29 protein-coding genes are annotated in these 24,606 nt (G+C 62.8%); 11 read left to right on the top strand and 18 right to left on the bottom strand.

The genetic code is table 11. The annotated features are described in order from the left end of the window. Positions 1-22: 22 nt before the first annotated feature. The 6 genes from ACP26O_RS18085 to ACP26O_RS18060 all read right to left on the bottom strand — a co-directional run bounded on the left by ACP26O_RS18085 (position 23) and on the right by ACP26O_RS18060 (position 3,921). Positions 23-352: a hypothetical protein gene (locus ACP26O_RS18085; RefSeq protein WP_426356365.1), complete on the bottom strand. Its 330-nt coding sequence runs from the start codon at positions 350-352 to the stop codon at positions 23-25. Between the two features lie 71 nt (positions 353-423). Continuing rightward, on the bottom strand, positions 424-1,272 hold the full coding sequence (locus ACP26O_RS18080) for a Rha family transcriptional regulator (RefSeq protein ID WP_426356364.1): 849 nt from the start codon (positions 1,270-1,272) through the stop codon (positions 424-426). Positions 1,273-1,522: 250 nt separating this feature from the next. Continuing rightward, positions 1,523-1,789, bottom strand: coding sequence for a hypothetical protein (locus ACP26O_RS18075; protein WP_426356363.1), 267 nt, complete (start codon positions 1,787-1,789; stop codon positions 1,523-1,525). Between the two features lie 103 nt (positions 1,790-1,892). Beyond that, positions 1,893-2,138 carry a hypothetical protein gene (locus ACP26O_RS18070; RefSeq protein ID WP_426356362.1) on the bottom strand — a complete coding sequence of 82 codons (246 nt, stop codon included), beginning with the start codon at positions 2,136-2,138 and terminating at the stop codon, positions 1,893-1,895. A gap of 337 nt (positions 2,139-2,475) precedes the next feature. Further along, entirely contained in the window at positions 2,476-3,675 is a 1,200-nt protein-coding gene (locus tag ACP26O_RS18065; protein WP_176307844.1) for a helicase RepA family protein, read from the bottom strand. Between the two features lie 51 nt (positions 3,676-3,726). Then, a complete protein-coding gene (locus ACP26O_RS18060) occupies positions 3,727-3,921 on the bottom strand; it encodes a hypothetical protein (RefSeq protein ID WP_176307845.1) in 195 nt (64 codons plus the stop codon). A 422-nt stretch (positions 3,922-4,343) separates the two neighbouring features. Between ACP26O_RS18060 and ACP26O_RS18055 the strand changes: the two genes are divergently transcribed. Further along, a complete protein-coding gene (locus ACP26O_RS18055) occupies positions 4,344-4,589 on the top strand; it encodes a hypothetical protein (protein ID WP_176307846.1) in 246 nt (81 codons plus the stop codon). Positions 4,590-4,599: 10 nt separating this feature from the next. Next, on the top strand, positions 4,600-5,364 hold the full coding sequence (locus ACP26O_RS18050) for a DNA-methyltransferase (protein WP_176307847.1): 765 nt from the start codon (positions 4,600-4,602) through the stop codon (positions 5,362-5,364). A 159-nt stretch (positions 5,365-5,523) separates the two neighbouring features. Here ACP26O_RS18050 and ACP26O_RS18045 read toward each other — a convergent pair whose 3' ends face one another. Then, entirely contained in the window at positions 5,524-6,342 is an 819-nt protein-coding gene (locus ACP26O_RS18045; protein WP_176307848.1) for a hypothetical protein, read from the bottom strand. 287 nt (positions 6,343-6,629) lie between these two features. Between ACP26O_RS18045 and ACP26O_RS18040 the strand changes: the two genes are divergently transcribed. Together ACP26O_RS18040 and ribA are read left to right on the top strand one after the other, a co-directional pair. Continuing rightward, on the top strand, positions 6,630-6,965 hold the full coding sequence (locus ACP26O_RS18040; RefSeq protein WP_426356361.1) for a hypothetical protein: 336 nt from the start codon (positions 6,630-6,632) through the stop codon (positions 6,963-6,965). 111 nt (positions 6,966-7,076) lie between these two features. Next, positions 7,077-7,721, top strand: coding sequence for a GTP cyclohydrolase II (gene ribA / locus ACP26O_RS18035; protein ID WP_176307850.1), 645 nt, complete (start codon positions 7,077-7,079; stop codon positions 7,719-7,721). A 555-nt stretch (positions 7,722-8,276) separates the two neighbouring features. On the opposite strand, the gene ACP26O_RS18030 is transcribed toward ribA, so the two are convergent. From ACP26O_RS18030 to ACP26O_RS18015, 4 genes are all read right to left on the bottom strand, one after another. Then, positions 8,277-8,663, bottom strand: coding sequence for a VOC family protein (locus ACP26O_RS18030; RefSeq protein ID WP_175663569.1), 387 nt, complete (start codon positions 8,661-8,663; stop codon positions 8,277-8,279). A 371-nt stretch (positions 8,664-9,034) separates the two neighbouring features. Beyond that, positions 9,035-9,796 carry a hypothetical protein gene (locus ACP26O_RS18025; RefSeq protein ID WP_175663570.1) on the bottom strand — a complete coding sequence of 254 codons (762 nt, stop codon included), beginning with the start codon at positions 9,794-9,796 and terminating at the stop codon, positions 9,035-9,037. Between the two features lie 50 nt (positions 9,797-9,846). Further along, on the bottom strand, positions 9,847-10,455 hold the full coding sequence (locus ACP26O_RS18020) for an acyl-homoserine-lactone synthase (protein WP_105833364.1): 609 nt from the start codon (positions 10,453-10,455) through the stop codon (positions 9,847-9,849). 206 nt (positions 10,456-10,661) lie between these two features. Further along, positions 10,662-11,105, bottom strand: coding sequence for a DUF4902 domain-containing protein (locus ACP26O_RS18015; RefSeq protein WP_175663571.1), 444 nt, complete (start codon positions 11,103-11,105; stop codon positions 10,662-10,664). Positions 11,106-11,178: 73 nt separating this feature from the next. Here ACP26O_RS18015 and ACP26O_RS18010 point away from each other — a divergent pair, with 73 nt between their 5' ends. After that, the gene (locus tag ACP26O_RS18010; RefSeq protein WP_105833366.1) at positions 11,179-11,898 is read left to right on the top strand and encodes an autoinducer binding domain-containing protein; all 720 of its coding nucleotides are present in this window, start codon (positions 11,179-11,181) and stop codon (positions 11,896-11,898) included. 57 nt (positions 11,899-11,955) lie between these two features. Here ACP26O_RS18010 and ACP26O_RS18005 read toward each other — a convergent pair whose 3' ends face one another. The 5 genes from ACP26O_RS18005 to ACP26O_RS17985 all read right to left on the bottom strand — a co-directional run bounded on the left by ACP26O_RS18005 (position 11,956) and on the right by ACP26O_RS17985 (position 17,979). After that, positions 11,956-12,663: an MgtC/SapB family protein gene (locus ACP26O_RS18005; protein ID WP_011659108.1), complete on the bottom strand. Its 708-nt coding sequence runs from the start codon at positions 12,661-12,663 to the stop codon at positions 11,956-11,958. Positions 12,664-13,016: 353 nt separating this feature from the next. After that, a complete protein-coding gene (locus ACP26O_RS18000) occupies positions 13,017-14,576 on the bottom strand; it encodes a TolC family protein (RefSeq protein WP_175654548.1) in 1,560 nt (519 codons plus the stop codon). Further along, a complete protein-coding gene (locus ACP26O_RS17995) occupies positions 14,563-16,659 on the bottom strand; it encodes an FUSC family protein (RefSeq protein ID WP_175663572.1) in 2,097 nt (698 codons plus the stop codon). The genes ACP26O_RS18000 and ACP26O_RS17995 overlap by 14 nt, the downstream gene beginning before the upstream one ends. After that, complete coding sequence (gene mdtN / locus ACP26O_RS17990) at positions 16,640-17,689, bottom strand: multidrug transporter subunit MdtN (protein WP_175663573.1); 1,050 nt, start codon at positions 17,687-17,689, stop codon at positions 16,640-16,642. The genes ACP26O_RS17995 and mdtN overlap by 20 nt, the downstream gene beginning before the upstream one ends. Beyond that, positions 17,686-17,979: a hypothetical protein gene (locus ACP26O_RS17985; RefSeq protein WP_041491666.1), complete on the bottom strand. Its 294-nt coding sequence runs from the start codon at positions 17,977-17,979 to the stop codon at positions 17,686-17,688. The genes mdtN and ACP26O_RS17985 overlap by 4 nt, the downstream gene beginning before the upstream one ends. Positions 17,980-18,440: 461 nt before the next feature. On the opposite strand from ACP26O_RS17985, the gene ACP26O_RS17980 reads away from it, so the two are divergent. From ACP26O_RS17980 to ACP26O_RS17965, 4 genes are all read left to right on the top strand, one after another. Continuing rightward, the gene (locus ACP26O_RS17980; protein ID WP_175663574.1) at positions 18,441-19,592 is read left to right on the top strand and encodes a metallophosphoesterase; all 1,152 of its coding nucleotides are present in this window, start codon (positions 18,441-18,443) and stop codon (positions 19,590-19,592) included. A gap of 269 nt (positions 19,593-19,861) precedes the next feature. After that, a complete protein-coding gene (locus ACP26O_RS17975) occupies positions 19,862-20,467 on the top strand; it encodes an alpha-ketoglutarate-dependent dioxygenase AlkB family protein (RefSeq protein ID WP_011659102.1) in 606 nt (201 codons plus the stop codon). Positions 20,468-20,793: 326 nt separating this feature from the next. Beyond that, positions 20,794-21,000, top strand: a complete 207-nt coding sequence (locus ACP26O_RS17970) for a hypothetical protein (protein ID WP_011659101.1) — start codon at positions 20,794-20,796, stop codon at positions 20,998-21,000. 357 nt (positions 21,001-21,357) lie between these two features. After that, positions 21,358-22,302, top strand: coding sequence for an IclR family transcriptional regulator (locus ACP26O_RS17965; RefSeq protein ID WP_175663575.1), 945 nt, complete (start codon positions 21,358-21,360; stop codon positions 22,300-22,302). Between the two features lie 101 nt (positions 22,303-22,403). Here the strand turns inward: ACP26O_RS17965 and ACP26O_RS17960 are convergent, their stop codons facing one another. Continuing rightward, positions 22,404-23,483, bottom strand: a complete 1,080-nt coding sequence (locus ACP26O_RS17960) for a porin (RefSeq protein WP_175663576.1) — start codon at positions 23,481-23,483, stop codon at positions 22,404-22,406. Beyond that, complete coding sequence (locus ACP26O_RS17955; RefSeq protein ID WP_175663577.1) at positions 23,465-23,860, bottom strand: hypothetical protein; 396 nt, start codon at positions 23,858-23,860, stop codon at positions 23,465-23,467. The genes ACP26O_RS17960 and ACP26O_RS17955 overlap by 19 nt, the downstream gene beginning before the upstream one ends. Positions 23,861-23,932: 72 nt before the next feature. Between ACP26O_RS17955 and ACP26O_RS17950 the strand changes: the two genes are divergently transcribed. Continuing rightward, a complete protein-coding gene (locus ACP26O_RS17950; protein ID WP_006751284.1) occupies positions 23,933-24,250 on the top strand; it encodes a non-heme iron oxygenase ferredoxin subunit in 318 nt (105 codons plus the stop codon). Position 24,251: 1 nt separating this feature from the next. Further along, positions 24,252-24,563, top strand: coding sequence for a recombinase-like helix-turn-helix domain-containing protein (locus ACP26O_RS17945; protein ID WP_011659098.1), 312 nt, complete (start codon positions 24,252-24,254; stop codon positions 24,561-24,563). The last annotated feature ends 43 nt before the right edge of the window (positions 24,564-24,606 follow it).

Below are 24,606 nucleotides of genomic sequence, written 5' to 3'. Positions count from 1 at the left end.
GAGTCGCTGGACAAATAGGGTTTTATCTATAGATTGCTTGCTGCGCGACCAGCGTTAGATTGGTGAGTGTATGCACGATTTCCGCCTCAGAACGATAGTCGCCCGTTTCGCCTGCAATCTCAAGCATAGTTGACAGACGGCGTACGGCGTCGCGCAGCATTACGGGCGTCGCGTTGCCAGCAATCATGTTCCGTTGAAGGTTGTAGTAGGGGCCGCGTTGGAAGCTCTTGAAACTGTCCCGGAGCGCGTCTTTCTTCGCTTCGGTGGCTTCCTGTTCAGGATCGATATCGAGCGGCAATTCGTCCCATTCCGGAGCGGCGGGCAGCGAGTCGTAAAATTGATGTTCGGTCATGTTAGATAATCAGGTAAATGCTTGATCTAATGGATGACTCAGGACTGAGCCATCCTTTGCTGTGGGTTCAATCAGTGCAAATTCTTTGATAGTGCTTTAGCGAATCCTTCGGCGAAGCTATTTGCGGGGCGCGTATGCGACTGATCCTTGAGCCAGAGGTCTTTAATCCATTCGGCGCCTTTTGCTGTGAATTTCCAGTCCTGTTGCCCTGCGCAATTCATCGTCATGCGGAACAGGCCACGCGCGGGTGCGTCATAAGACGCATACGGCGTATCCTTCCCATTGAGCTTGTAGACGATTCGTCCATCCTTAAGGAACTTGCGAAACGAGGGTTCGGTAATTTCTGGATCAGCCATGCGAATGAACTTCACAACCTCCCGGAACCCCATATCTTCGCCATTCGCGGTATAGGTTGTGTGAAACGCTACTGCGGGAGCTTGGCTTTGGATCACAGCCGCCTTTTGTTCCACGTCGTCCTCAAGCTCTTTCGCGTATCCTTTCCACTCTTGTTTCAGCACACGTTGTTTTTCGGCTTCTATTTCGGCCGCATCGGCACGTTCTGATTGTTCCAATGCGAGCCGGAGCGCTTCTGTTCGGGTTGGGAGTCTGTTAGCTGGCGTGGCTTCCAGTTCCTGCCATCGGTCAATGATTCGTGCGCGCATCTGAACGCTATACCCGGATACCAGAATTAGAGTCTCACGCTTTGGGAGTCTGTAGACAGTATAACTCTGTCCGTTTTGGGGGTTTCTATATGTGTCCTCAAAACTGAGGACACCCCCCACGCCATGCAAATCAACGAGCATTGAGCGGATATCGCGCATAACGTTGTCGTGTCGCTTACCGGTCAAGTCCGCAATGTCGCGGCTCGTCATAGTTACAGTCCTTGCGGCCGGATCAAAATTCATCAGGTTGTTAGTCATTTTAAGACCTTGAAAATAAAAAAGGTCTATCAAGCTCAGTCACCCATATTTCTATGGGCGTTGGCAGACGCACCCAACAATGCGCACTGAGCTTGATAGACCTTGTTGGGAATTTGTTCGTACCGTCCGACTGCCAAGTCTTTCGATACAATTTATATTTACTGCGGGACTTTGGGTTTTCCACGAATCTGTGGAAAACCTCTAAGTCATTGATTTGATTGAAGTACGGCATTTCACCGTACTTGCGATTCTAAGCTTTCTTAAATTCTTCAGCCGTGCATGGAAAGCTTCCCGGCTTGAGCGGGTGGAAGTGCGCTTCATCCGGCTCGATATCGACAATCGCCCAATCGTCGCTTCCATCAACCTGCAAACCGCCCGCGAGGATTGGGATATTCCCGTCCTTGGTGATGCGCCATGCAATGATGGGGAAGTCCGTTAGTCCGTCCGCTGCTGATCGACGGACGGCGCGCAGGTTTGTATTGCGATTGGGAATTATGGTTTCGTTTTTGAAAATCATAGTTTCGTCAAGACCGGCAGGATTGCGGAGAATAGGACAGCAGCCATCGCGACAGCCAAAAGCAGATTTCCGACAGGATGGGCGTGAATTCGTTTTAAGACTTTCATGGTTGTTCCTTGTCTGCCGAGGCTTTGAATTCCGACCGGAGCGCAGTCAATTCTCCGTCGATCGTCACGAACGCGACGTTTCTGGATGCTGCGGTCACGCCGTCCATATATGCCCGAATGCAACGGCGTGCAAGTTGCTGCATGGATAAATCAAGTTCCTTGGCGAGCGCCCGGAACGCGTCATATTCGTCTGCGGGCATTTCAACGTGAATCTGGCGACCCCTCGATTTCTTTTCTGTCATGATGAGAGTTTCCTTAATTAATTTCCGCGCACTCTATTTACTGTGCGTCTTATCGTTTCACTCCTAAAATTGACGTTTTCGGAGCGAAAAAGGAGAGGGGAGGCAAAGATTGTTGTTCTGGATTATTACTTGGACCTATTGCTTGGCGAGTGGCGTGCATTTTTAACGCGTTCACGTTCTTTCACTTTTGAGTAGAAGTGAAAGAAAGGTCTTATTTTTATCTTTCATTCACTTCACTTCCCCCTATAGGGGGAGTGAGAAGTGAAAGATGAAACCCGGATGATTGGGCGTAGCGCCCAAGGTTTTCAGATATAAGCCCGCGCGTGAATGAATGGCTTTACAGACCACCGAGCGACGGCAATTTGTATTTGTCGCCGTCTGCCACTACGAGCTTTTTATCTTCCAATCGCTTTACGGTGTTGTAGATAGATTGCGGGGCTTTGCCCGGAGCGATCTTTGCTGCAATCTCGCTCCGAGTTAAGGCACCTTCAGCGCCAATCAATTCAAGAATCTTTGTTTCTGCGGGGCCAAGCTTCGGCCCTTTCACGGGGGCCTCGGCAGGCAAGACAACGCACATGCTTGCGGGACTGCCCCACTTATTACGGCCAAGTTCGATAGGGTGTAGCTTGAATCCGATTTGTTCGCCTTTGCCTGCCAAGTCCCGCTGTTTGGTAACCCGTGCGAACTTCCCGGCTTGTGTGTCCTGCACTTCGATTTCGGTATCGACTGCTGCGCGCAAGCTGGAATGCCCCCGTGCACCCTTGGCTTGATCCTTCCCGCTGTGGTGAATCATCATGAAGTGCGCGCCCGTCTCACGTCGGATACGGTCGAATCGCTCGATAACCGTTCCCATGTCTTCGCCGGAGTTCTCGTTACCCCCGGCAGAAATACGGGCCAGCGTGTCACCTACGATCAACGCCGGTTGCTTTCGGGTTGCTTCGGCCAATTCCTGAATCTGACTGATGAGTAGATCCGTATCTTCATCCGATACCCACAGGTTCACCGGCTCTTGGACGACGGCAAAATTCGGGACGGTGCATTCATGGTATTGCTTGTACGCCTGAAGGCGGCTACGGACAGATTGCGGGCTTTCTGACGCCAGATAGATGACCAACCCTTGCTGTACCCGGCGGTCCATCCACGGCTCGCCACGTGCGACGGCACACGCGATATCAATAGCAAAGAACGTCTTACCCGCGTTCGAATCGCCGTACAGGATCGATCCGGCACCCGTCGTCAACAGCCCCTCTACTAGCTCGTCCGGGCATTCGTACTCGTCGGACAGTTCGTCGGCCATGACGACGTTTAAGGAAGTGCGGCGGGGTTTTTCGTTCTGCTCGTCGTGGACGTGTTGACGTTTTTTAGCTTCTTGTGAATTTTTTCGTTCTTGATTTTTGATGTGATTAATCCAGTTGTCATAGGCAGATATGCGCCTCTCGTAACTGCTATGAGAGCGCTTTTCCGGCGTAGCTTCATAGGGGAAAATATCTGGCGACATATCTTCCGAGAATTCATCAATTTCATTGTAGTTATTCATGTTCTGTACTCCCGCCCCGTATGCGTTCCAGCGCTGCGGGGCATTTTTTTGTTAGTCTGCATTTTGTGCTTTTGCACTTTGCTGGTAGATATTCAATTCAATCAAAGTGCGAATGACTCGGGAAGCCGTAATTCCACGCGCTTTGGCATATGCCTTGAGGTCTGCTTTCATCTGCGTCGGCAAGTCAAGATTGAACCGCTCAACGTCAGGTGGATTCTTTTTTAGTCTTTCTTCTAAGGTATTCATGGAACACTCCTGTATTTGTGTGAACCCTATTTACGGGGGCTTGGGGAAAATGTGTAGAAAATTTCCGCCTGCTATCAAATTGACGATTTTTCGGAATTTTCCTTTCGCTCACGAAAATAGTCGCAAACCCTTGTCACGTAAGGCTTTCGAAGATGGGGCAAGGAAAGCACGCTCAATGAGGCACACAAAAATAAAGACTTTTCATAGGTTCCAACTGGTATTGAAGTGGTAATAATCTACCTAGTAGTAGATGGATTTTCGCGATGCCGTCAGCATTGGGTCTGTAAAAGTGGAGAATAACCGACCGCCCAGAGCACATTAATTCAGACCTTTAATTTCTTGCGGAACATATCCCGCTTCGATATAGTGCTTCCACTCCGCCGCACGGAGTAAGGTCTAAATTAATCTACCTTGGAGTCTATATGGATAAACAAATCGTCATCACCGTATCTGAACAAGCCGTAGAGAAACGCTTGAAGCGTGCTCTGGCTCGCGAAGGTCTGACAATGCATGTCTCCCGGAGCGAACGACAGATAGCCGAATTTGGCCGCTATTACGTCTCTGACACATATACGAACCGTCTTGAATGGTCGGGTTCGGACCTTGACGCATGGGCGCGGGAAATGGGCGTCCTGAAAGCACACGAACAAATCTCATATCCGCAATGAGTCTGTAATCGTGAATCAACCCCTGACAAGCCGCGAAAGGCAGGCTTTCCAATATGCTGACAACCTGTCCCGTGAATCACTGATCACGTCACAGGTGAATTTCCAGAATGCGTGCTGTACGAAATTCCTTCCGACCGTCCCTGACGCATCCGTTAATCTCGTCCTGATCGATCCGCCATATCTGATCAGCGACCCGAACGAACGCGATACAGGCACGTTCAAAGACCTTGACGCCCGCCGCAACTTCGGTGAGTGGGATCATAAGGACGAGTCGCTACCGGGAACCATCGAACACGCTAAACGTATCCTCGTACCGGGCGGTCGGATAGTCTGTTTTTACGACTTCTGGAAAATCACGCCTCTTCGCGACATGCTGCTAAGGAACGGATTCAAGCAACTGCGCCGTATCCAGTGGCTGAAGGAAAATCCGATGCCTGTCGGGGCCGCACTGAACACCCTTGCTGGAACCGCTGAAATGGCTGCGACGGCCGTAAAGGGAGGGAATGCCACGTTCAACGGCTATTGCCATGATGGGCTGTTCTACGCGGATATCGTGCGGAGCGCACGACTGCACCCCACACAGAAGCCGCTGGAACTCTTCAAAGAGCTTATCCGCCTGTACACCAATCCGGGAGATACCGTACTCGATTGCTACGCAGGATCGGGAACTACGGGCGTAGCCGCGATCCAGACCGGTCGGCATTTCATCGGCTGTGAAAGGGACTCTGAATTCTTCGAAGCGGCTGAGGCGCGGATTTTCAATCCCGTCAAATAGAAAAGGCCTCGCTCAGATTGATCTGGCGGGGCCTGCTTATTTTTGACCGATTAAAACGGTCTTCGAATCAGTTTGCAGTCGTTTTTGTCGCAGCATGCGCGGCTATCATTGCAGAGGGGCGGTGATGGTGCGTTGGTGTGATTGATGTGGATGTGCAACTTAATTTTTATGTGACCTTAATCGGTTGAGCATTGCACGTGCTTGAAATTCGGATAGGCCAATGAATAATGGGGGTAGATATCGAACTCCAATATTCTCTATGGTTTCGTTTACTATGTCGCCAGCAGAAATCCGGATGTTGTTTAATGCTGCTTCTAATCCTTTATCCAAAGTCAGGAGGCGGACTTTCAGATTTGGTGCTTTGCTTTTTGCGACGGTTTTAATTAGGCCAATACGCGGAAGTAGGTGGATATCACTCAGGACGTTGTAAGTCTTTTCTGGGTCTTTCAGTTTCAACATGTCTCGCACCGCATCGTTTCCATATAAGCAGGCGAGAAACATAACAACCACTCCGTCGTCATGATCTAACCCAGCCGAGCGGGCAAGTTCCAAGAGTTGGTCTTCCACCTTGCGGCGATTCTTAGGCGAAACGATTTCACGGACCAGTGGAATAGCACGCAAGCGGAACGCGGCTCTGGCATCGAAGTTCCCTTCTCGAAATCGGGTGAACACCTTGCTGAACTGTTCTTGTTCCGACTTCAGATAATCTTCGTCTGTGTTTGCATGACGAAAAAAGGATGCGACGGCACTGGTTTCCTTATGAAGCTGTGCGATTTTTTCATCAGCGCTATCTTCTCGCCCGTGTTCACCCTCGATAAGAGAAAGCAAAGGGCTTATAGAATATTTGGGGTTATCGATTGACTTGAGGAACGTAAGCATGCGCTTTTGCTTATCGCCTTTTTGCTCGTTTCCTGCATTCGCCTCTTTGATGACGTCCACCACGTTGCGATCAAGTAAAAAAAGAGTGTCGGTCTGCATATCTGTACGGCTCTGGGCTCCATGTTCAGCGGGTTTGCTATGCGATTATGCGCGATATTCGTTCCTCAATGCTTTTTGGGGGCCTCATTCTTATATGACCCTGATCCCGGCACGCCTTGACCGCTTGGGGGGCTCGTTTCCTTCGTGGTCGGAGCGGCATTGACCATTACGGATAAACGCACCAAGGAAAGCCGCCTTCGTGGATGAATTTCATGCAGTGGCATGGCGACCCCGGCGTAATCTGGAGGTAACAAAGCCTCTACTGTTGCAGGGTAAACTGCTGGTCTATGAATTCCGACCATCTGTCCCCCGACGCGCTCGCACCCATCGCGTTACGCGCAATTCCGATTGATCAGATTAAACGCTCCACACGCGAGCGGCCGGACCTTGTGGCGCATATCGTTACGATCCTGCAACGCGACCTCGCCATCGTGACCGAACTTGCGCGGCGCGCTCCAAGCGTGCTCAATGCGCCGGTACACCCCGCGATCAGACAGGCCCTAATCGACCTTGCAGCGAGCGTCGTGAAGCAGGGCGCGCGCACGCGGTGGAGTCTGATTCATGCCAGCCCGAACGAGATTCGGGAAGTGGCGCGCGGCATCCTTCGGCGTCTTGGGAAGTAAAGTACCTGCCGGGGAGCAGTGCGGTAAACTCGCTGGATAGAAGTCTGTTTTGTTGTACTTACGCGACAACTTACGCGGCGGACCGAAGAAACTCCACGAAATCAATTGCTTATGAAAGATTCAGGTTTGCCCACGCCGGGCAATGGCCAGGCCGACGAGTGCGTGACGCTCGTCGCCACCGCGTCGCTGCCCACGCGCTACGGTACGTTCACGTCGTACGCTTTCCGCGTATCGGGCAGCGATGCCGAACATCTCGCGCTCGTGATGGGTGACGTCACCGGCGAGCAGTCCGTGCTGGCGCGGCTGCATTCCGAGTGCCTGACGGGCGACGTATTCGGCTCCTACCGCTGCGATTGCGGCGAGCAGCTCGATCTCGCGCTGCGCTACATCGCGGCGGAAGACCGCGGCGTGCTGCTGTATCTGCGCGGCCACGAAGGGCGGGGCATCGGCCTGAGCAACAAGATCCGCGCATACGCGCTGCAGGAGCAGGGGCGCGATACCGTCGAGGCCAATCTCGACCTCGGCCTGCCTGACGACGCCCGCGAATACGACTCGGCCGCCGCGATCCTGCGGATCCTCGGCGTGACCTCGGTGCGACTGATGAGCAACAACCCGAAGAAGTTCGACACGCTCGTGAAGCACGGCATTCCCGTCTGCGAACGCGTGGCGCTCGCGGTGCCCATGCGCGAGGAAAACGAGCGTTATATCCGGACCAAGCAGGTGAAGTTCGGGCATTACTTCGAAGAGAACGAGTAAGCGCGTTCGACGCGCGGGCGCCCCGAACGGGCACCGCGCGCATTCGGCGAACGCCGGGCGGGGCGATGCGTCCCGCTGCATTCATTTCTCGTCGCCGGTGCTGGTGGCCGTCGACGCTTCTTGCCGGTTCAGGCGCCTCACTCCTTCACTTTGCATTCGGGCTCGTTACCGCGCTATCGAAAGCGCATACGTGCGGGCTGACGCATCCCGTGCTCCCTGTACATCCCGATCACGGTTGACCACGCTATCGAAGATCGAAACCGAACGTTTGACGTTGCGTCGCCGGCGCCCGGACGATGCCGGCGCACTGGTGGCGATGCGTTCAGATCCCGCCGTGACCGCATGGCTCGCGCGTGGCCGATGTGGGTTGCCTGCCGATGCACGGGCAACCATCGCACGCTTCGAAGGGCAATCCGACGCACGCAAGCAATCTCGGTAGTCATCCTGCGTAGCCGCGAGGACATGCGCTCCCACGGCATATGCTGTTTGTCGCATGCGATGACTCTTCGTCGCGGCGGTGATCTCAGCGCGTAACGGTTCTGGCATGCCTGCCCGTCAACGCCATTCCGCGTTCTGCAGGACGATCCGGTAGCCATCGGGGTCCTCGAAAGTCTGTCCGGAGGCATCCCAATACGGATTGAACGACGCCACGCGCATGAAGCCGTGCGCGGCTGCGCGTGCGCATGCGGCTTCCCAGGCACCGTGGTCGGGCAGATAGAAGACGATCAAGTCTTCGGGCGTGGGGGAGGGTGCGACCGGATGCGCTGGGCAGTGCGTGAATTCGAAGTGGTAGTCGAGCCCTTCGCATCCGAGCATGATGCCGGAGAAGCCGTCGTGATCGGCGAAGCGCGCGAGTACCGACAATTCGAACGCGTCGCGATACATGCGCTCGGTTCGGGCGAGATCGGCGACGGGACGGGCGATGCGCAGGTGGGCGTGCATGACGACGTCGGCTGTGCGTGACGGTTCGCCGATGATAAGCCGCCGGGCCACGGGAAATGTGCCGAAAGCACGGAATTTTGATGTGTCCCCGCTAAACCGCGCAGGCAAGAAAAAGCCCGCTCCTGGGAGCGGGCTGAATCCATGTTTGGAGACATGGAGGAGACAGATGTAACTTTAAGGGAAAACCCGAGGGATGGCAAGCCCTAGTTGTAATTGTGCAACGCAGCGCGAACTGCTTTCCGGGCAAGAGGAGAGCACTGCGTATCGCGGCTCTTCCCGCGATCCGACATTCCGCCATGTCCTGCCCGGCACATTCGCCGTTCAACCCACCGATCGTCGCGTATCCGTGGGCTCCCGCCACTCTCACCTGCTCACATGCCGCCAGCCCGCGCGTGCGCAGCAAATGCGCCGAACCGCTCCTGCGCAACCGGCACCGCGTACTTGTCGCGCATTTCCATCTCGATCCACGCGCAGGCCTCGCGCGCGCAATCGGTCAGCGCGTGTCGCGTCGCGTGTCCGTCGATGTCATAGAGGAAGCGCACGCCGACCTCGTCGTCGGCGACCTGCCGCTGCAACTGGTTGAGCTGCAGTTGTGGCCCATGCCGCTGCGACAGCGCGCGCAGCTCGTCGAAGTGATATTCGAGCCAGTCGGCGAAGAACAGCGCATCGCTGTGGCTGCGCAGACGGAACGCCGCGCTGCGCGACGGACGCTGCGCGGTGTCGCCCGCAGCCTGCGGCTTGCCGATCGGTGCGATCGCCGCATCGACGGGCGCGAGCGGCTGCCCGATCTGCCGGTACGGTTCGCGCTCGCGTAGCGCGTGCCACAGCAGTTCGTCGCCGGCGGCACCCGACGGCTGCATCGTGAGGTCGTGCCGGCCGTCGCCGACAGCGGCGATGTCGCGGATCACGAGGCGCAGCGAACAGAGCGGCTCGTCGGCGACCAGCAGCGTCGCCGCGCGCGGCAGCCCGCAGACGAGCGGCGCGGCGCCGGCCGCCCGGAACACGAGGCCGCGGCGATCGAGCCGCACGAGCGGCAGCGGCCGCGGGAACGACGGGTAGGCGACTGCGATGCGGGCGCCGCCGGCACCCGTCAAGCCGGGCATCATCGCGCGAAAGACCTGAGACTGGTCCAAGGTGGTTCTCCTTCGTTACGATGCCGCGGCCGGACTACGCGCGTTCCGGCTCAGGCGGCGATGGCTTGCCGGGCGGCCCGTCCCGGCTCGATTCCAAGTGCAGCAAACGTTTGCGGATCGATGTCGATCCAGCATGCGACAACCAGACGACCGTCCACCTGCTTCGGCGGGCCTGCCCGGTGCGCGTGCACGCCGATCCGGCGGAACAGCCGCTCCATGCTCGCGAATGTCACGCCGATCAACTGCCGCGCGCCCAGCTGCGCCGCGCATTCGACGACCGCGGCGAGCATCGGGCGGACGGCCCACTCGGCATTGCCCGGACCGCCTTCGTCGCCGGTCGCCGCGAACCGCGACAGCTCCCAGACGGCGGCCGATTGCGGCAGCGGGACGTCTTCGGCGATCAGGTCGGCGAACAGCGACTTCAGCAGATACGGGCGGGTGGTCGGCAACAGGCGCGCACATCCGCACACGTCGCCGCCGGCGTTTCTCGCGAACACGTAGACGGTATCGTCGCGATCGAACTGATCGCGCTCGAAACTCTCGTTCGCCGACGGAAGCGCCCAACCGAGCTGTTCGACGAATACACGGCGCCGATAGCGCCCTAAATCCGCTGCAAGTTCGTGCGGCAACCGCCCTTCCTCGTGAACGAAGGTTCGCATGGTGTCCTCGGATTGATCTTTGTATGCACGCATTACAGCGCGCGTCCCGAGGAGGCGGTAACTGGTAACTCTTACAGGTAGACGTGCGCCGACGCGATTTGACCGGTGGTAACGGTTTCTTGATCGGCGGGATTGAAATACGGGCGGCTTTTGCTTATAAAGAGCGCCAGTCTTGAGGAAATGTCAGAGGAAAGCGTGGCAGATTGTCACTGGAGCGTGGGACCGGCATGATAGGTGTCATTGCGGCCGAGCAGCGACGATGCGACGGCGGCGGGCCAGTCGATGCCAGCGAGCCGCGCGACGAGCGCGGCGGCGGTGCGGAACATGCCGAGGTCGGCGCCGTTGGCGTCCACGGCCATGATGTTGCTGCGGACGTCGCCGCCCGCGATCACGAACGTGCCCGTTGCACGTTCGAGATACCAGTCCCAGCCGACCGTCAGGTATGCGACGCCGGCACTGGCCGGGCGGTGCCATTCGGTATAGCCGGCCAGGCGCGCGTCGATGGCGCTGTCGCGCAGTTCCGCGAGCAGCGATGCATCGAGGTCGCTGGCGACATGGTCGAGCGCGAGCGCGGCCAGTGCGTTTTCGGACAGCCGTACGTAGCCGTCCGGAGACGCGCCGCGGACCGGGTGCAACAAAGGTGAAGTCATGCGCGGAATGTATCAGCCCCGAACCGGCGCTGGCACCTGACAGGTATGACAGCGTGACGTTGTCGGAGAAATAATGGAATTACGCTGGCAGGATGCCTACCAACAATTCAGTGCCGCGGAAGACGAGCAGCAGCTCTTCCAGCGGATCGCTGCCTATTCTAAACGCCTCGGCTTCGAATATTGCTGTTACGGCATTCGCGTGCCGCTGCCCGTATCGAAGCCGGCCGTCGCGATCTTCAATACCTATCCGGACGGCTGGATGGCGCGCTACCAGGCGCAGAACTACATCGAGATCGATTCGACGGTCCGCGACGGCGCGATGAGCACCAACATGATCGTGTGGCCGGACGTCGACCGGATCGACCCGTGCCCGTTGTGGCAGGACGCGCGCGACTACGGGCTGTCAGTGGGCGTTGCGCAGTCGAGCTGGGCGGCGCGCGGCGCGTTCGGGCTGCTGAGCATCGCCCGTCATGCGGACCGGCTCACGCCGGCCGAGATCAACATGCTGACGCTGCAGACGAACTGGCTCGCGAACCTGTCGCATTCGCTGATGAGCCGCTTCATGGTGCCGAAGCTGTCGCCGGAGTCGAGCGTCACGCTGACCGCACGCGAGCGCGAGGTGCTGCGCTGGACGGCCGAAGGCAAGACCGCGTGCGAGATCGGCCAGATCCTCAGCATCTCGGAGCGCACGGTCAACTTCCACGTGAACAACATCCTCGAGAAGCTCGGCGCGACGAACAAGGTCCAGGCGGTCGTCAAGGCGATCGGGGCCGGACTCATCGACACGCCCTGACGCGACACCGGCGGCGGGGCAGTCCTGTCGCCGGATCGCACGCGCGGCCACGGCCGCTCACTCCATCAGCGGCTCCGCTTCCTTCGCGGTCCAGCTCACGCTGGAAATGCTCTTCTCCATGCTCATCCGGCTCGCGATCTGCTCGAGCTTCTGCTGATCCTTCGGATGCAGTTTCAGCGTCGCGGTCACCTTCAGCCGATCCGGCTGCTCGGGCACGTCCTCGCTGGTCAGGCTCTGGAACGACAGCGGTTTCGCATACATCGAATTCGACAGCAGTGTGCGGATGTGCACTTCGTCCGCGGTGAGGCAGATCACGGTGATCTGGTATTCGCGCACGAGATCGGCATTCGATACGGGAGTCGCGTTGATCGCCTGGCTGACGCCGCGCAGCACCGTGTTGGTGAGCAGCACGACGCCCGTGCCGGCCAGTGCCGGCACGAAGTGGCCGGAGCCGGCCAGCACGCCGACGGCGGCCGAGCACCACAGCGTCGCGGCCGTGTTGATGCCCTGGATCGAACCCTTGTCGCGCATGATCACGCCGCCGCCGAGAAAGCCGACGCCCGACACGACGTAGGCAGCGATCTGCGTGACGCCGGCCACGCCGTTGCCGGTCAGCACGCCGAGCGTGACGAACAGGCACGCGCCGCTCGCGACGAGCGTGATCGTGCGCAGGCCCGCCGTGCGTTGCCGCATCTGGCGTTCGAGGCCGATCGCGACGCCGCAGGCGAACGCGACGAAAAGACGGAGTGCGAAATCGAGAGTCATGAGTGTCCTGCCGTGCAATGAGCGCATGCCGGCCCGCGTCGCGTCGGCGCGATGCCGAACGCGGCACGATGGCCGTCATCGCGCGGCACTGTACCGCGCGAATGCGTCATTCAGTGTGAAACGGGAGGCGTGCGGGCTCGCGGAACGCGAGCCGCGGCAGGAGAACTGCGTCGGACAGGCGTTCAGGCGGCAAGCGGCGCACGCAACGGAGTGCTGCAACTGTCCACGATGGTTCCTGAAGGAAGAATGGGCGGCATTCTAGTCGGCCGCCCGCGCACCCGTCAACCGGCTGGGCGGCCGGCCGCGCACGGCCGGCGCCTCACTGCGACGGTGACTGCACGCTACCGCGCCGGTTACTGCGACGGTGCCTGCGACGACCCGATCGTCCCCGTCGCGAGCGCGAGCGCGGCGGCGGCCGACAGCGCGCCGGCGTAGCTGTCGACCTCCGCGTTGCGGGCTGCGAGCAGCTGGCTTTGCGCGATCGTCGCATCGGTGACCGAGCCCACGCCGTTCCGGTACGCGGTCAGCGCCGCGTCGTAGCTGGTCTGCGCGGCATCGACGAGCGCCTTTGCCGCATCGTGCGACGCGAGGCTCGTCTGCACCGCATTCTGCGCGGCGACGACCTGGCGGACGGCTTCCTCCTTGGTCCGCGTGAGGCGCGCGGACGCGCTCTGCGCATCGTTGCGTGCCTGCATCAGCACTGCCGAGCGCAGGCCGCCATCGTATAGCGGGATCGTCACGCCGAGGAACACGCCGCCGCCGTAGCGGCTGCCGTTCAGGTTGACGGTCGGCGCCTGGTCGCCGATCGCGGGCAGCGCGGTGATCGCCGTGCCGCCGCTGGCATAGGACGTCGACGCGGACAGGAAGACCTTCGGCATGAACGCGGCTTCCGCGGCCTTGATCTTCGCGCGGTTGGCCTGCTCCAGCGCATACGCGCCCTGCAGGTCGGGACGGCGCGCGATCGCATCCGACACGATCGCGTCGACCGACGAAGCGAGCGCGGGCGGCAGCGGCCGCTTCGGCAGCGCGGCGATCGACGGCTTCGACAGCGGCGAGATGCCGAGCGCGGACACCAGTGCGAGGTAGCTGTCGCTTTGCGCGCCGTTTGCCTGCACCAGCGCGAGATTCGCCTGCGCGCGGTTCTGCGTCGACTGAGCGAGTTCGACGACGGTGCCGACGCCTTGTTTGAGCCGTGCGCGGGACGCCGCGAGGATCGCATCGGCGTTCGTCAGGCCCTGCTGCGCGCTGGCCGCGCGCGAGCGGGCGGCTTCGTAGCGGTAGTACGCGACCGTCACGTCGTGGATCACCTGCTGATGCACGGCCGTGAATGCGACGTTCGACGCGACCGACGCCTGCTCGGCCGCCTCGACGCGCGCCGCACGGCCGCCGAAATCGAACAGCAGCCATTGCAGCGACAGCGCCGAGATCGTGCCGTGCACGGTCGTGTTGCTCGACGCGTCGCCGAGGATCGTGGATGTCGAGCCGTGGCTCGTCTGGTACGCGCCCATCGCGGTCGCGGACAAATTCGGCAGGTACGCGGCCTTCGCGATGCCGACCGCGAGCGCCGCGTTGCGTGCGTCGTTCCACGCGATGCGGGTCAGCGGGTTCGTCGATTCGGCGAGATCGATCAGCTCGGGCAGCGTGTACGGATGCGCGGTATCGAGCGCGGCGGGCGGCGACACCGATGCGAGCGCGGGCGAGGCCGGCAGCGTGTAGTCGTGCGGTGCGCGTTGCGCGGACGCGAGCGGCGGGGCCGGCACGATGTCGCCCGCGGCCGACGTTTGCGGCTGCCACGGGCGATCGGGTGCGTCCGGCGCCAGATCGATCGACGACGTTGCGCAACCGGCCAGCGCGACGGCAGTCGCGAGCGCGGCGGCGGCGATCGACGCGGCCGGCGGTTCAGGGACGCGCATGAGGGGCAGGCTCCTTCGGGGTGGCTTGACGCGCGGCGTCGGCGATGTGCGCGAGCCGCGTGTCGATCAGGTTCAGCAGCGCGTCGCGTGCAGGGTCGGCGGGTGCGGCGGCCGGTGGCGCGGCCGGCATGGTTGCCGCGCTTGCTGTCGACGGTGGCGCCGGCGCAGCGGGGTCGCCAGCCGGGTCGCCGTCACGCAGCGCGACCACGCGCGCGAGCCGCGCGCCGATCGCCGCGTCGCCCGGCGCGCGCTCCGCGAGCAGGAACAGCGGGCCCTCGAGCGCGCCGAGTTCCGCGAGTGCGCGGCGCCGGGTGGCGAGCCACGTCGCGGCGGGGCGTACCCACGACGGTTCGTAGTGGACGAGGCCGAGTTCCTGCGCGATCGCGCCGTGGCGCGCGAAGGCTTCGGCGGCGAGCGTGCGGCGTTCGGCCGGCTGCGCGATCTGCACGACGCGGCGCCATTGCTCGAGCAGCGCGGCGAGCGCGACGTCGATCTGCTTGCCGATGCTGACGGGCCAGATGCGCGTGAATACGAGATACACGACGACGTTGCCGAGCAGGATGCCGATCGTGCGATCGCGCGCGATCGTCAGGTCGAAGCCGGGGCCGGCGCCCTGGATCACGCACAGGAAAAACGCGAACGCGATCTGGAAGCCCGCGTACCCGATGCGCGGCGAGCCGAACGCGACCCACGCGGACAGCCACGCGCCGGCGAACACCAGCGCCATCAACTCACCGACCGACGACAGCGCCGGAACGACGAACACGAGCGCCGCGGTGCCGAGCAGCGCACCGACGATGCAGCCGACGATCCGCAGCGTGAGCTTCTCGACCGTCTCGGCGGTCGAGCCGAGCGACACGATGTAGCAGGTGACGACGCACGTATGGATGCCCGACCAGTCGAGCTGCGAATACAGCAGATAGCAGAAGATGGCCGCGGCGGTCGTCTTCAGCGCATAGCGGATGTGATCGGGATTGCTGCGCGCATCCGGCAGGAAGAAGCCGCCGCGCGGCGCAGGCGCGGGCGATGCGAGGGGCTCGGGCTCGGGGCGGGCGGCAGCGGACGCGCCGACGGGCGCGGCCGGCGCGGGTGCTGTCGTATCGGCCGCCGCGCCCGGTTCCGCGAAGCGCGTGATCGCTGCATGAAGATCCGTCGCGGCAACGCGCGCGAGCGGCGGCAGTGTATCGACCGGCGGCAGCGCGAGCGTCACGTCGACCGGATAGCCGCCGCGCTCGAGAATGGCCGCCATCTCGTCGAGCGTGGCCGCGATCGGTGAGGCGAACGCGTCGGGCAGCCGTGCTTCGGGTTCGCGATCGGCCAGCGCGACGCCGACCATCAGCGCCGTGCTCGACGCAATCGCCTGGCGCAGTGCCGCAACGTCGGCGGCGCTCGACGAGCCTTCGAGTTTCGACAGCTTGAGCCACGTCAGCAACTGCTTGTCGCCTTCGCGCAGGCTGGCGTCGAATGCTGCGCGCGCGTCGTCGTCGCCGCGCAGCCGCCGCGCGGCGAGCCGCAGGCCCTTCGCGATCTGCGCGAGCGCGAGCCGGCGCGGCGATGGCGCGATCAGCAAGTTGACGCCGATCGCAACGCCGACCGGAATCGCGACCGTCAGCCAGATATACAGCAGCGCGCGGGTCGCGGCTTCGCCAAACGGTGCGAGGCCGAGCTGGTCGAGCCCGAAGCCGACGATCATCGCGAGGATCGCGCCCACGGGGCGAAGCTTGCTGGCCGACGTCAGGTACAGCAGCCCGACCGACAGCACGGCCATGCACGCGACCCGCAGGATCGAATAGTCGATGCTGAAGATCGCGATGCCGAGCACGAGCCCGATCACGATCGTGACGATCAGCAGCAGCGCCGCCGCGAGCACGATGCTCGTCACGCGGTCGGCGCGGATCATGAAGAACACGACGTAGGCGGACAGCGCGGCTTCGGGCGTACCGTACGCGCTCGTCACGAGCACGGTCAGCGCGCAGATCAGCGCGACCCGCACGGCGATCGACGTGCGCCCCGGAAACGGCGCGAGCAGTCGCAGGATTTCGCGCGGGCCCGGCGCGCGGACGTCAGCGGCAGGCCGAGCCATGCCGGACCTCGACGATCGCGCTCGCGCCGACACGCACGAGCTTGCCGTCGGGTTCGTCGAGCTTCACGCGCACGGGGAAGCGCTGCGCGACATGCACCCAGTTCACCGAACGCTGCACGATCGGCAGCGCGCGCGGCAGGTTGATGCGATCGCTGTCCGCGATCCCCGCGCCGATGCCGACCACCTTGCCCGTCAGCGCACGGCTGCGGTCGATCATCGAATAGACGGTCGCGCAATCGCCGACCGCGATGCGATTCAGCGACGTCTCGCGGAAATTGCCGACCGCGAACCATTCGCTTGCGTCGATCAGCGTGAAGATCGACTGGTTCGGCGCGAGGGTTTCGCCGGCGAGCACGGTCAGCCCCGTCACGAGCCCGTCATGCGGCGCGCGCACGACCGTATCGTCGAGCGCGTGCTGCGCGCGGGCGAGTGCGGCTTCGCGCGCATGGAGCGTCGCGATCGCGTCGGCATCGTCGCCGATCGTCTGCGCGGACGATCGCTGCTGTTCCTTGGCCTGCGCGAGCGACACGGCCGCATCGCGCTGCCGCACCTTCGCCTGGTCGAACTGCTGCGCGCTCACGTAGCCCTGCGCGGCGAGCGGTGCGAGGCGGTTCACGTCGCGCGTCGCGAGGTCGTAATTCTGCGTCGCGCGCTTGACCTGCTCGGCGGCGACCGCCGCGTTCGAATGCTCGCCGATCAGCGACCGGCGGCGCGTGTCGAGCGATGCGCGCGCGAGCTCGACATCGGCCTGCGCTTGCGCGACCGTCAGCCGGTACGGCACCGGGTCGATTTCATACAGCAGGTCGCCTTTCGCGACGCGCTGGTTCTCGTGCACGGCGAGCCGCACGATGCGGCCGCCGACGGGCGACGCGACGTGGACGAGATCCGCGTCGATCGACGCGTCGTCGGTGGACGGGTAGGCCGATGTGCGGTGGTACGCGTACGCGAGCGCGGCGATGCCGAGCGCGACGATCGCCAGCGCGATCGCGCGGCCTTTCGTGGACGGGCGGGTGATGCCGGCGGCCTTCATGCAAACGGCCCCGTGCCGGTGAGCCATACGATCACGGCGACCACGAGCCCGATCGCGGTGCAGACGGCGAGCTGGTAGGGCACCGTGGCGGCCCAGCCGGTCGCGACGAACACGCGGTGCGCGACGATCGCGCCGACGATGCCGACGATCGCGCTGACGAGCCAGAGCGGGAAATACGCGCCGAACAGGACGTACGACGGTGCGCCGCGCGACGTGCAGCCCGCGAGCGGCAGGGCTGGCACCAGGACGGCGGCGGCGCGCAGGGGTACGCGCGGCGTTGTTTTTCTCATGGTGTGGACGAGCTCGACGTTGGGGTTGATGCCGGGCACGGCGCAATGCGGTTCGTTGCCGCGACGACGATTCCGCGATACGGAGCCGATCATAAATCAGCGCGGTGCGGACCGCCAGCGATGCGGCGTGCGCCGGGGCGCCCGGCGGGCGTTCGGGTCCGGTCGTGGCGCGGTCCGCGATTCTGCCAGCGCATGCTTGCGCAGGGTTGCTGACGGACTGTAAAGGATCGTCAGACGAAACCGCGCCGGCGACGGTTGTTCGCCGATGGGCAGGAATCGCGGCAGGGATCGCCGGATTGCTGCGCGAGCGGTTGCGAATCCGCGTCCGGTCGAGCCGGCCGGTATCTGTGTACCATCGTGCGAAGGACGCGGTGCGTGGCGCGGGGCATGACGAGACTTGACGTCACGATCCCGGCCGACGCGCCGCGCGACGGTGGTAGCGCAACGAGGATGAGTGTTCCATGCGAAGTTTCTTTGTCCGGTTCATCGCAATCGGCGTGCTGTTCCATTTGTATGTCGGGATGCGGATCATTCCCGGCGCATTCGCGTCGCCGCTCGCGCGCACGATCGCGGCGCTGGTCCTGGCGAGCTTCGTCGTGCTGATCCCGGTCGGCATGTTCTCGCGCCGCTTCGACGAAGGCTGGGCCGCGACGCTCGTCGGCTGGGCCGGCGCGCTCGCGATGGGCTTCTTCTCGTCCCTGCTGGTGCTGACGTTCCTGCGCGAGCTGGTGCTGCTCGGCGTCGTCGCGTGGCGGCATCTCGGGCACGACGGCGCGTGGAGCGGCGCGAGCGCCGACACGGCGCTCGGCGTGCTGGTGGCCGCGGTGCTGGTCACGGCGATCGGATTCGTCGGCGCGCGCCGCACGGCGGCGGTCAAGCGCGTGTCGATTCCGCTCGACGGGCTGCCGGCCGCGCTCGACGGGCTGACGATCGTGCAACTGTCGGACATTCACGTCGGGCCGACGATCAAGCGGCCTTATATCGAGCGGATCGTGCGGGCGGTCAATGCGCTCGATGCGGATCTCGTCGTCATCACCGGCGACGTGGTCGACGGCTCGGTCAAGCGGCTGCGCGAACACACGGCGCCGCTCGGCCGCATGCAGTCGCGGCACGGCAGCTTCCTCGTGACGGGCAACCACGAGTACTACGCCGGCGCGCACGCGTGGATCGACGAATTCCGGCGAATCGGGTTGACGGTGCTGCTCAACGAGCACGTGCTGATCGAGCATGATGGTGCGCGCGCGGTGCTCGCGGGCGTCACCGATTTCACGGCGGGCGGGTTCGATCCCGCGCATCGCAGCGACCCCGAGCAGGCGCTGGCGGGCGCGCCACGCGACGTCGCGACGAAGATCCTGCTCGCGCACCAGCCGCGCAGCGCGGAAGCGGCGAGCCGCGCCGGCTTCACCGTGCAGCTGTCGGGCCATACGCACGGCGGCCAGTTCCTGCCGTGGCCGCCGTTCGTGCGTCTGCAGCAGCCGGTGATCGGCGGGCTGAACCGGTTCGGCGCGATGTGGCTCTATACGAGCCGCGGCACCGGCTACTGGGGGCCGCCGAACCGCTTCGGCGTGCCGTCCGAAATCACGCTGATCCGGTTGACGCGCGCGACTGGGTGACGGGCGCGACTGGGTGACCGGCGCGACAGGGTGACCGGCGCGCGATAGCGTCGAAATCGACGTGCGCCGCGATGACGGTATGACACGCTGCAAATGCTTCGCCGTTCGCCGTTCGCCGTTCGCCGTTCGCCGTTCGCCGCTCGCCGCTCGCCGCTCGCGCGGGCGTCCGCGTCACGCGGCGGAATGACAGCGCATGGCGGCGCGTGTCGCCGTTGTCTACCATGCAGACATGGTCCATCCGCACCGTCCACTTTCCGCCTGATCCCGACATGTCGACGCCCGATCTTTTCGCCGATGCGCCCGCGCCCGACGTGGACTGGTACCCGGACTGGCTGGCACCGTCCGACGCCGATCGCGTGTTGGCCGCGCTGATCGATGAAGTCGCATGGCAACAGGACACGATCCGCACGCCGCGCGGCCGCATTCCGCTGCCGCGGCTCACCGCGTGGCAGGGCGAACCGGACGCCGTCTACGTGTATTCGGGAATCCGCAACGTGCCCGCGCCGTGGACGGCGGCCGTGCTCGATCTGAAGCGTGCAGTCGAGCTCACGTGCGGCGAGACTTTCAACAGCGTGCTGCTCAATCGTTACCGCAACGGACAGGACAGCCTCGGCTGGCATGCGGACAACGAGCCGGAACTCGGCGACGCCCCGGTGATCGCGTCGGTCAGCCTGGGTGCGATGCGCGTGTTCGATCTTCGTCATCGCGCGACCGGCGTCGTGCATGCGTACCGGCTGACGCACGGCAGCCTGCTCGTGATGCGCGGCCGCACGCAGGCCGAATGGCAGCATCGCGTGCCGAAGGCGCCGGCCGTGCAGGGCGAGCGCATCAATCTGACGTTCCGGCGGGTTGTGTCGGCGGCGGCGACTCGTTAGTCGCCGGCTATGGGGGCCCGGCTCCGCGGTCGCGTTCGATCGTGACCCGTTTTTCGACCGATACGATCGAGCAGTCGTCCATGCGGCACGTTGCCGCACGAGTGGTATATCGGACCGCGCCAATGTGCCGGAGAGGCCCGTGCCATAAGGGTTTCAGGCGGATTCGATCGACCGCTTGGTTCCGATAGGCGAGTGTAAGCCCTGATGGTGCGTCGCAACATTCCTTGACTAGACTGTCGAATAGCTGAAACGCGCCGCGAACCGGCGCATTTTTTCGACATGCCCGACGCGTGGCCAATGGGACGCGTAAGGCAGGAGCATAACCCGTGACCGTACTGGACTCATCCCTCGAATCCTCGCTGCACGTCTTTGAACAAGACGGCGGATGGCAATGGGCGCTGACGGTAAAACGGGCGTCCGGCGTTGGCGTGAAAGTCGTCGCATTCAGCACGGACGGCTTTCGCGGTGAAGCCGACGCCTATGCCGCCGGTCAGCGCGCGCGCGCCGAGTATGCCGACACCGTGACGGCCTGACGCCGTCGCGCCGATCCCGTTCGCGGATCGGCGTGGTCGTCCGTTTTCACGCGTCTTCTTGTTCCTTTTCCCTCCTTTCCGACTTGCCCGAATCCATCCGTATGCGACATCGCGTGCGGTGCGCTCGCGTTCGCCCGCCGCACCCGGCGACGTTCCGATGGGCAGTCCTGTCTATCACTGTTATCCTTTCGATCGCATCAGCCTATATGACAGTCGGCTGTCCGATCGTGCGCGCCGGGCCGTCGGCCGCCTGCGCCGGATCGTGTTGATCCGACTCGGTCGAAAATCCATAATCAAGCATTGCGGGTCTTTCGTGAACGCTTCCATTCCGTCCATGTGCACAGGGTCAATCCAACGATGAGCGGTGCACCGAAACCGCCGGCGAAGCCGGCAAGCGCACCGCGCGCGACAGCGAGCGACGACGCCGACCACGACGCGTCGAAACCGGCCGCGGGCGACGATGAACCGTCCGGCGGCACGTCGTCGTATCTGGTTCCGGGCCTCGAACGCGGGCTGCGGATCCTCTCCGAATTCTCCGCGCGCGAGCCGGTGCTCGGCGCGCCCGAGCTGTCGAAGCGCATCGGCATCCCGCGCACGACCACCTTCCGTCTGCTGCAGACGCTCGAAGCGCTCGGCTTTCTCGAGCGCGTGAACGGCGACCGCTATTTCCGGCTCGGTGTCGGCGTGATGCGGCTTGGCTTCGAATACCTGAATTCGCTGGAACTGACCGACCTCGGCGCGCCCGTGCTCGAACGGCTGCGCGACGCGACGGGCCTGTCGACGCACCTGTTGATCCGCGACCAGCGCGATGTCGTGTTCGTCGCGAAGGCCCAGAGCAACACGTCGATGTTCGGTTCGGTGAAGGTGCACGTCGGCACGCGGCTGCCCGCGCACGCGACCGTGCACGGCCACGTGCTGATGGGCGACCTCACGCGCGACGCGCTGCGCCAGCTGTATCCGGAAAAGCGGCTCGAGCAGTTCACCGAGCGCACGCCGGGCACCGTCGACGAGCTGTACGAGCGCGTGCGTCATTACGCGCGGCTTGGCTATGCGGTGAGCGAGGCCGCGTTCGAGAGCGGCATCTCGGCGGTGACCGCGCCCGTGCGCGACCATTCGGGCGCGATCGTCTCGGCCATCACGGCGACGGTGCCGCGCTCGGAAATCGGCGAGGCCGGCGAGAAGGAGCGGCTCGTCGAAGCGGTATGCGGCGCGGCGGTCGACCTGTCGCAGCGCCTGAACTACCGGCCGCTCGAAAGCGACCCGACATTCGCGCACGCGCGCCATCGGGTCGCGATGTTCTGACCCGTCGAGCAGGCCGCGTCACGCGGCTTTGCCAGCAAAAAAGAGCAGCCCACGGGCTGCTCTTTTCGTTTTCGTTATCGGGCGCGTGCGCCCGTCGTCGCTCAGAACGAGTGATGAATGCCGGTCAGCACGACCACCTGGTTCGCGGTGCTCGACGCGCCGGCCGTGAAGAACGCGGCCTTCGCACCGCCCGAGCCGTGCTCGAACAGCACGTTCGCATAGAGCTGCGTGCGCTTGGACAGCGAATAGATGTCGCCGAGCTCGACCTGCGTCCAGCGTCGGCCGGCGAGTGTCGTTGTCGCCGCGCCGCCCGCGATCGTGTTGAACGCGCTGCTGCGATAGTTCACGCCCGCGTCATAGCTCTGGAACGTGTCGGAAAACCCGTTCGACTGCATCTTCACGCGCGTGTAGAGGCCGTGCACGAGGAAGTCGCCGATCTGGTACGACGCGCCCGCGCCGATGTTCTCGACCTTGTTCGCCAGATAGCCATTCGCGGTATTTTGCCCCTGGAACGACGTGATCCCCGTCTGGCTGATCAGGATCGCGCGGTCGTGCTCGTTCGAGTAGACGGCCGACGCCTTGAACGGCCCGTTCGCATAGTTCAGCGCGACGCCGACCGACTTGCCGGTCGAGAAGTTCGTCGTGTTGCCGAGCGCCATCGTCGCCGCGGCCGAGAAGCCGCCGAAGCTCGGCGAACGGTACTTGACCGCATTGTTGTACGGCACGTTGCCGGTCGCGGCGAGCCCGTCGATGTTGCCGGGGTGGAACGCATACCAGCTCATCGCGAGATACGCGGTGCTGAGCGGATCGAGATAGTCGAACGTCAGCGGCGTCTGGCGGCCGAGCGTCAGCGTGCCGTAGCGGTCCGAACTGAGCCCGACGAATGCCGCGCGGTTCCAGATCGTGTTCGCGGTCGCGAACTGGCCGTTGTTCGTATAGAAGCCGTTTTCCAGCTGGAAGATCGCCGACAGGCCGCCGCCGAGGTCTTCCTTGCCTTTCAGGCCCCACCGGTCGGGCTGCGTGTTGCCCTGGATCATTGCCCACTTCGCATGGCCGCCGACGTTGTTCACGTACGCGACGCCCGCATCCATGCTGCCGTACAGCACCACGCTGCTCTGCGCCCACGCGCCGGACACGGTGCTCATTCCGATGACTGCTGCTGCTACCGCTTGCTTGACCATTTGATCTCCTGACTCTCCAAACCTGACGGAAAACATGCCGTGGCGGCGGGCGCGGGGACGGCCGGCCGTCGCGCGTTTCTGCCACCGGGCGGGCATTCTTTTGTGTTCCATATAAGGAACAACGTGCCTCTGATGGAATGGAGTATAGAGGTGTCGTGCGCCGTATCAAAAATAAATTTATCGGGCCGGATGGCGATGACGGCGATCCGCAACACGGAGTCGAGAATCCAGAAAAACAGACTTAAATCCCCGTCACCAAACAAAAAATTACACAGAACGGGCGTTGCGGCGGAGAGCGTCGACTCAACGGTCAGTGTTTTCCCTAGGACATGCAGCTTTTTGTTTTGCTCGTGGAAAGTCGCTTCTATAATCACCATCCATAAACTGCTGTTCCGGATATGGAACAATTCCGGAGCGAATCGAGAGTCGATCAGAAGGAAGGGTTTGAGATGTCTGAACAATGGATTTGCGCCGGACACGCCGGCGCGCTGTCGGAAGACGCGCCGATCGAGTTCAAGCGGACCGACGGCGTTGAAATCGGGATCTACCGCGTCGGCGACGAGGTGTATGCGCTCGAGAACGTGTGCCCGCATGCGTACGCGCTGCTGACGCAGGGCTTCGTCGACGAGGGCACGGTCGAATGCCCGCTGCACGAGGCCGTGTTCGACATCAAGACGGGCGAATGCCTGAAGGGCCCGGGCGGGCGCGCGCTGAAGCAGTACGCGGTGCGCCTGGCCGGCGAGGAAATCCAGATCAAGGTGGAATGACATGAAAGAAGCGACCGTCAACTTCAATCCCTTCCTGAAGCCGTGGGTGGCGCCGCAGCCGAACAACGTCGCCGGCAAGGGGCAGATCGAGATCCCCGGCCAGGTCGAGAACCAGGTCTGGCAGAACCGCAAGGCCGCGCCGACCCAGTACGAGAACGATCTCGGCGATGCGCTCGAACGCGTGTTCGAGAGCGGCGCGACCGAGCTGGACGATGTCGTCGCGGGCCTGAACCGCATCGGCTTCCGTGCGCCGGACGGCACGGCGTGGACACCCGAGCGCTTCCGCGCCGAAATGGCCGCGCTGGCGGAATGAGCGCGCGAGCCGCGTGACCGCCGACCCGACGACAACCGCATCC

Source organism: Burkholderia sp. R-40 (assembly GCF_049942845.1).
In the GTDB taxonomy this organism is placed as follows: domain Bacteria; phylum Pseudomonadota; class Gammaproteobacteria; order Burkholderiales; family Burkholderiaceae; genus Burkholderia; species Burkholderia ambifaria.
The sequence above is the reverse complement of the archived record's forward strand: the minus strand, read 5'-3'. Positions and strand labels throughout refer to the sequence as shown.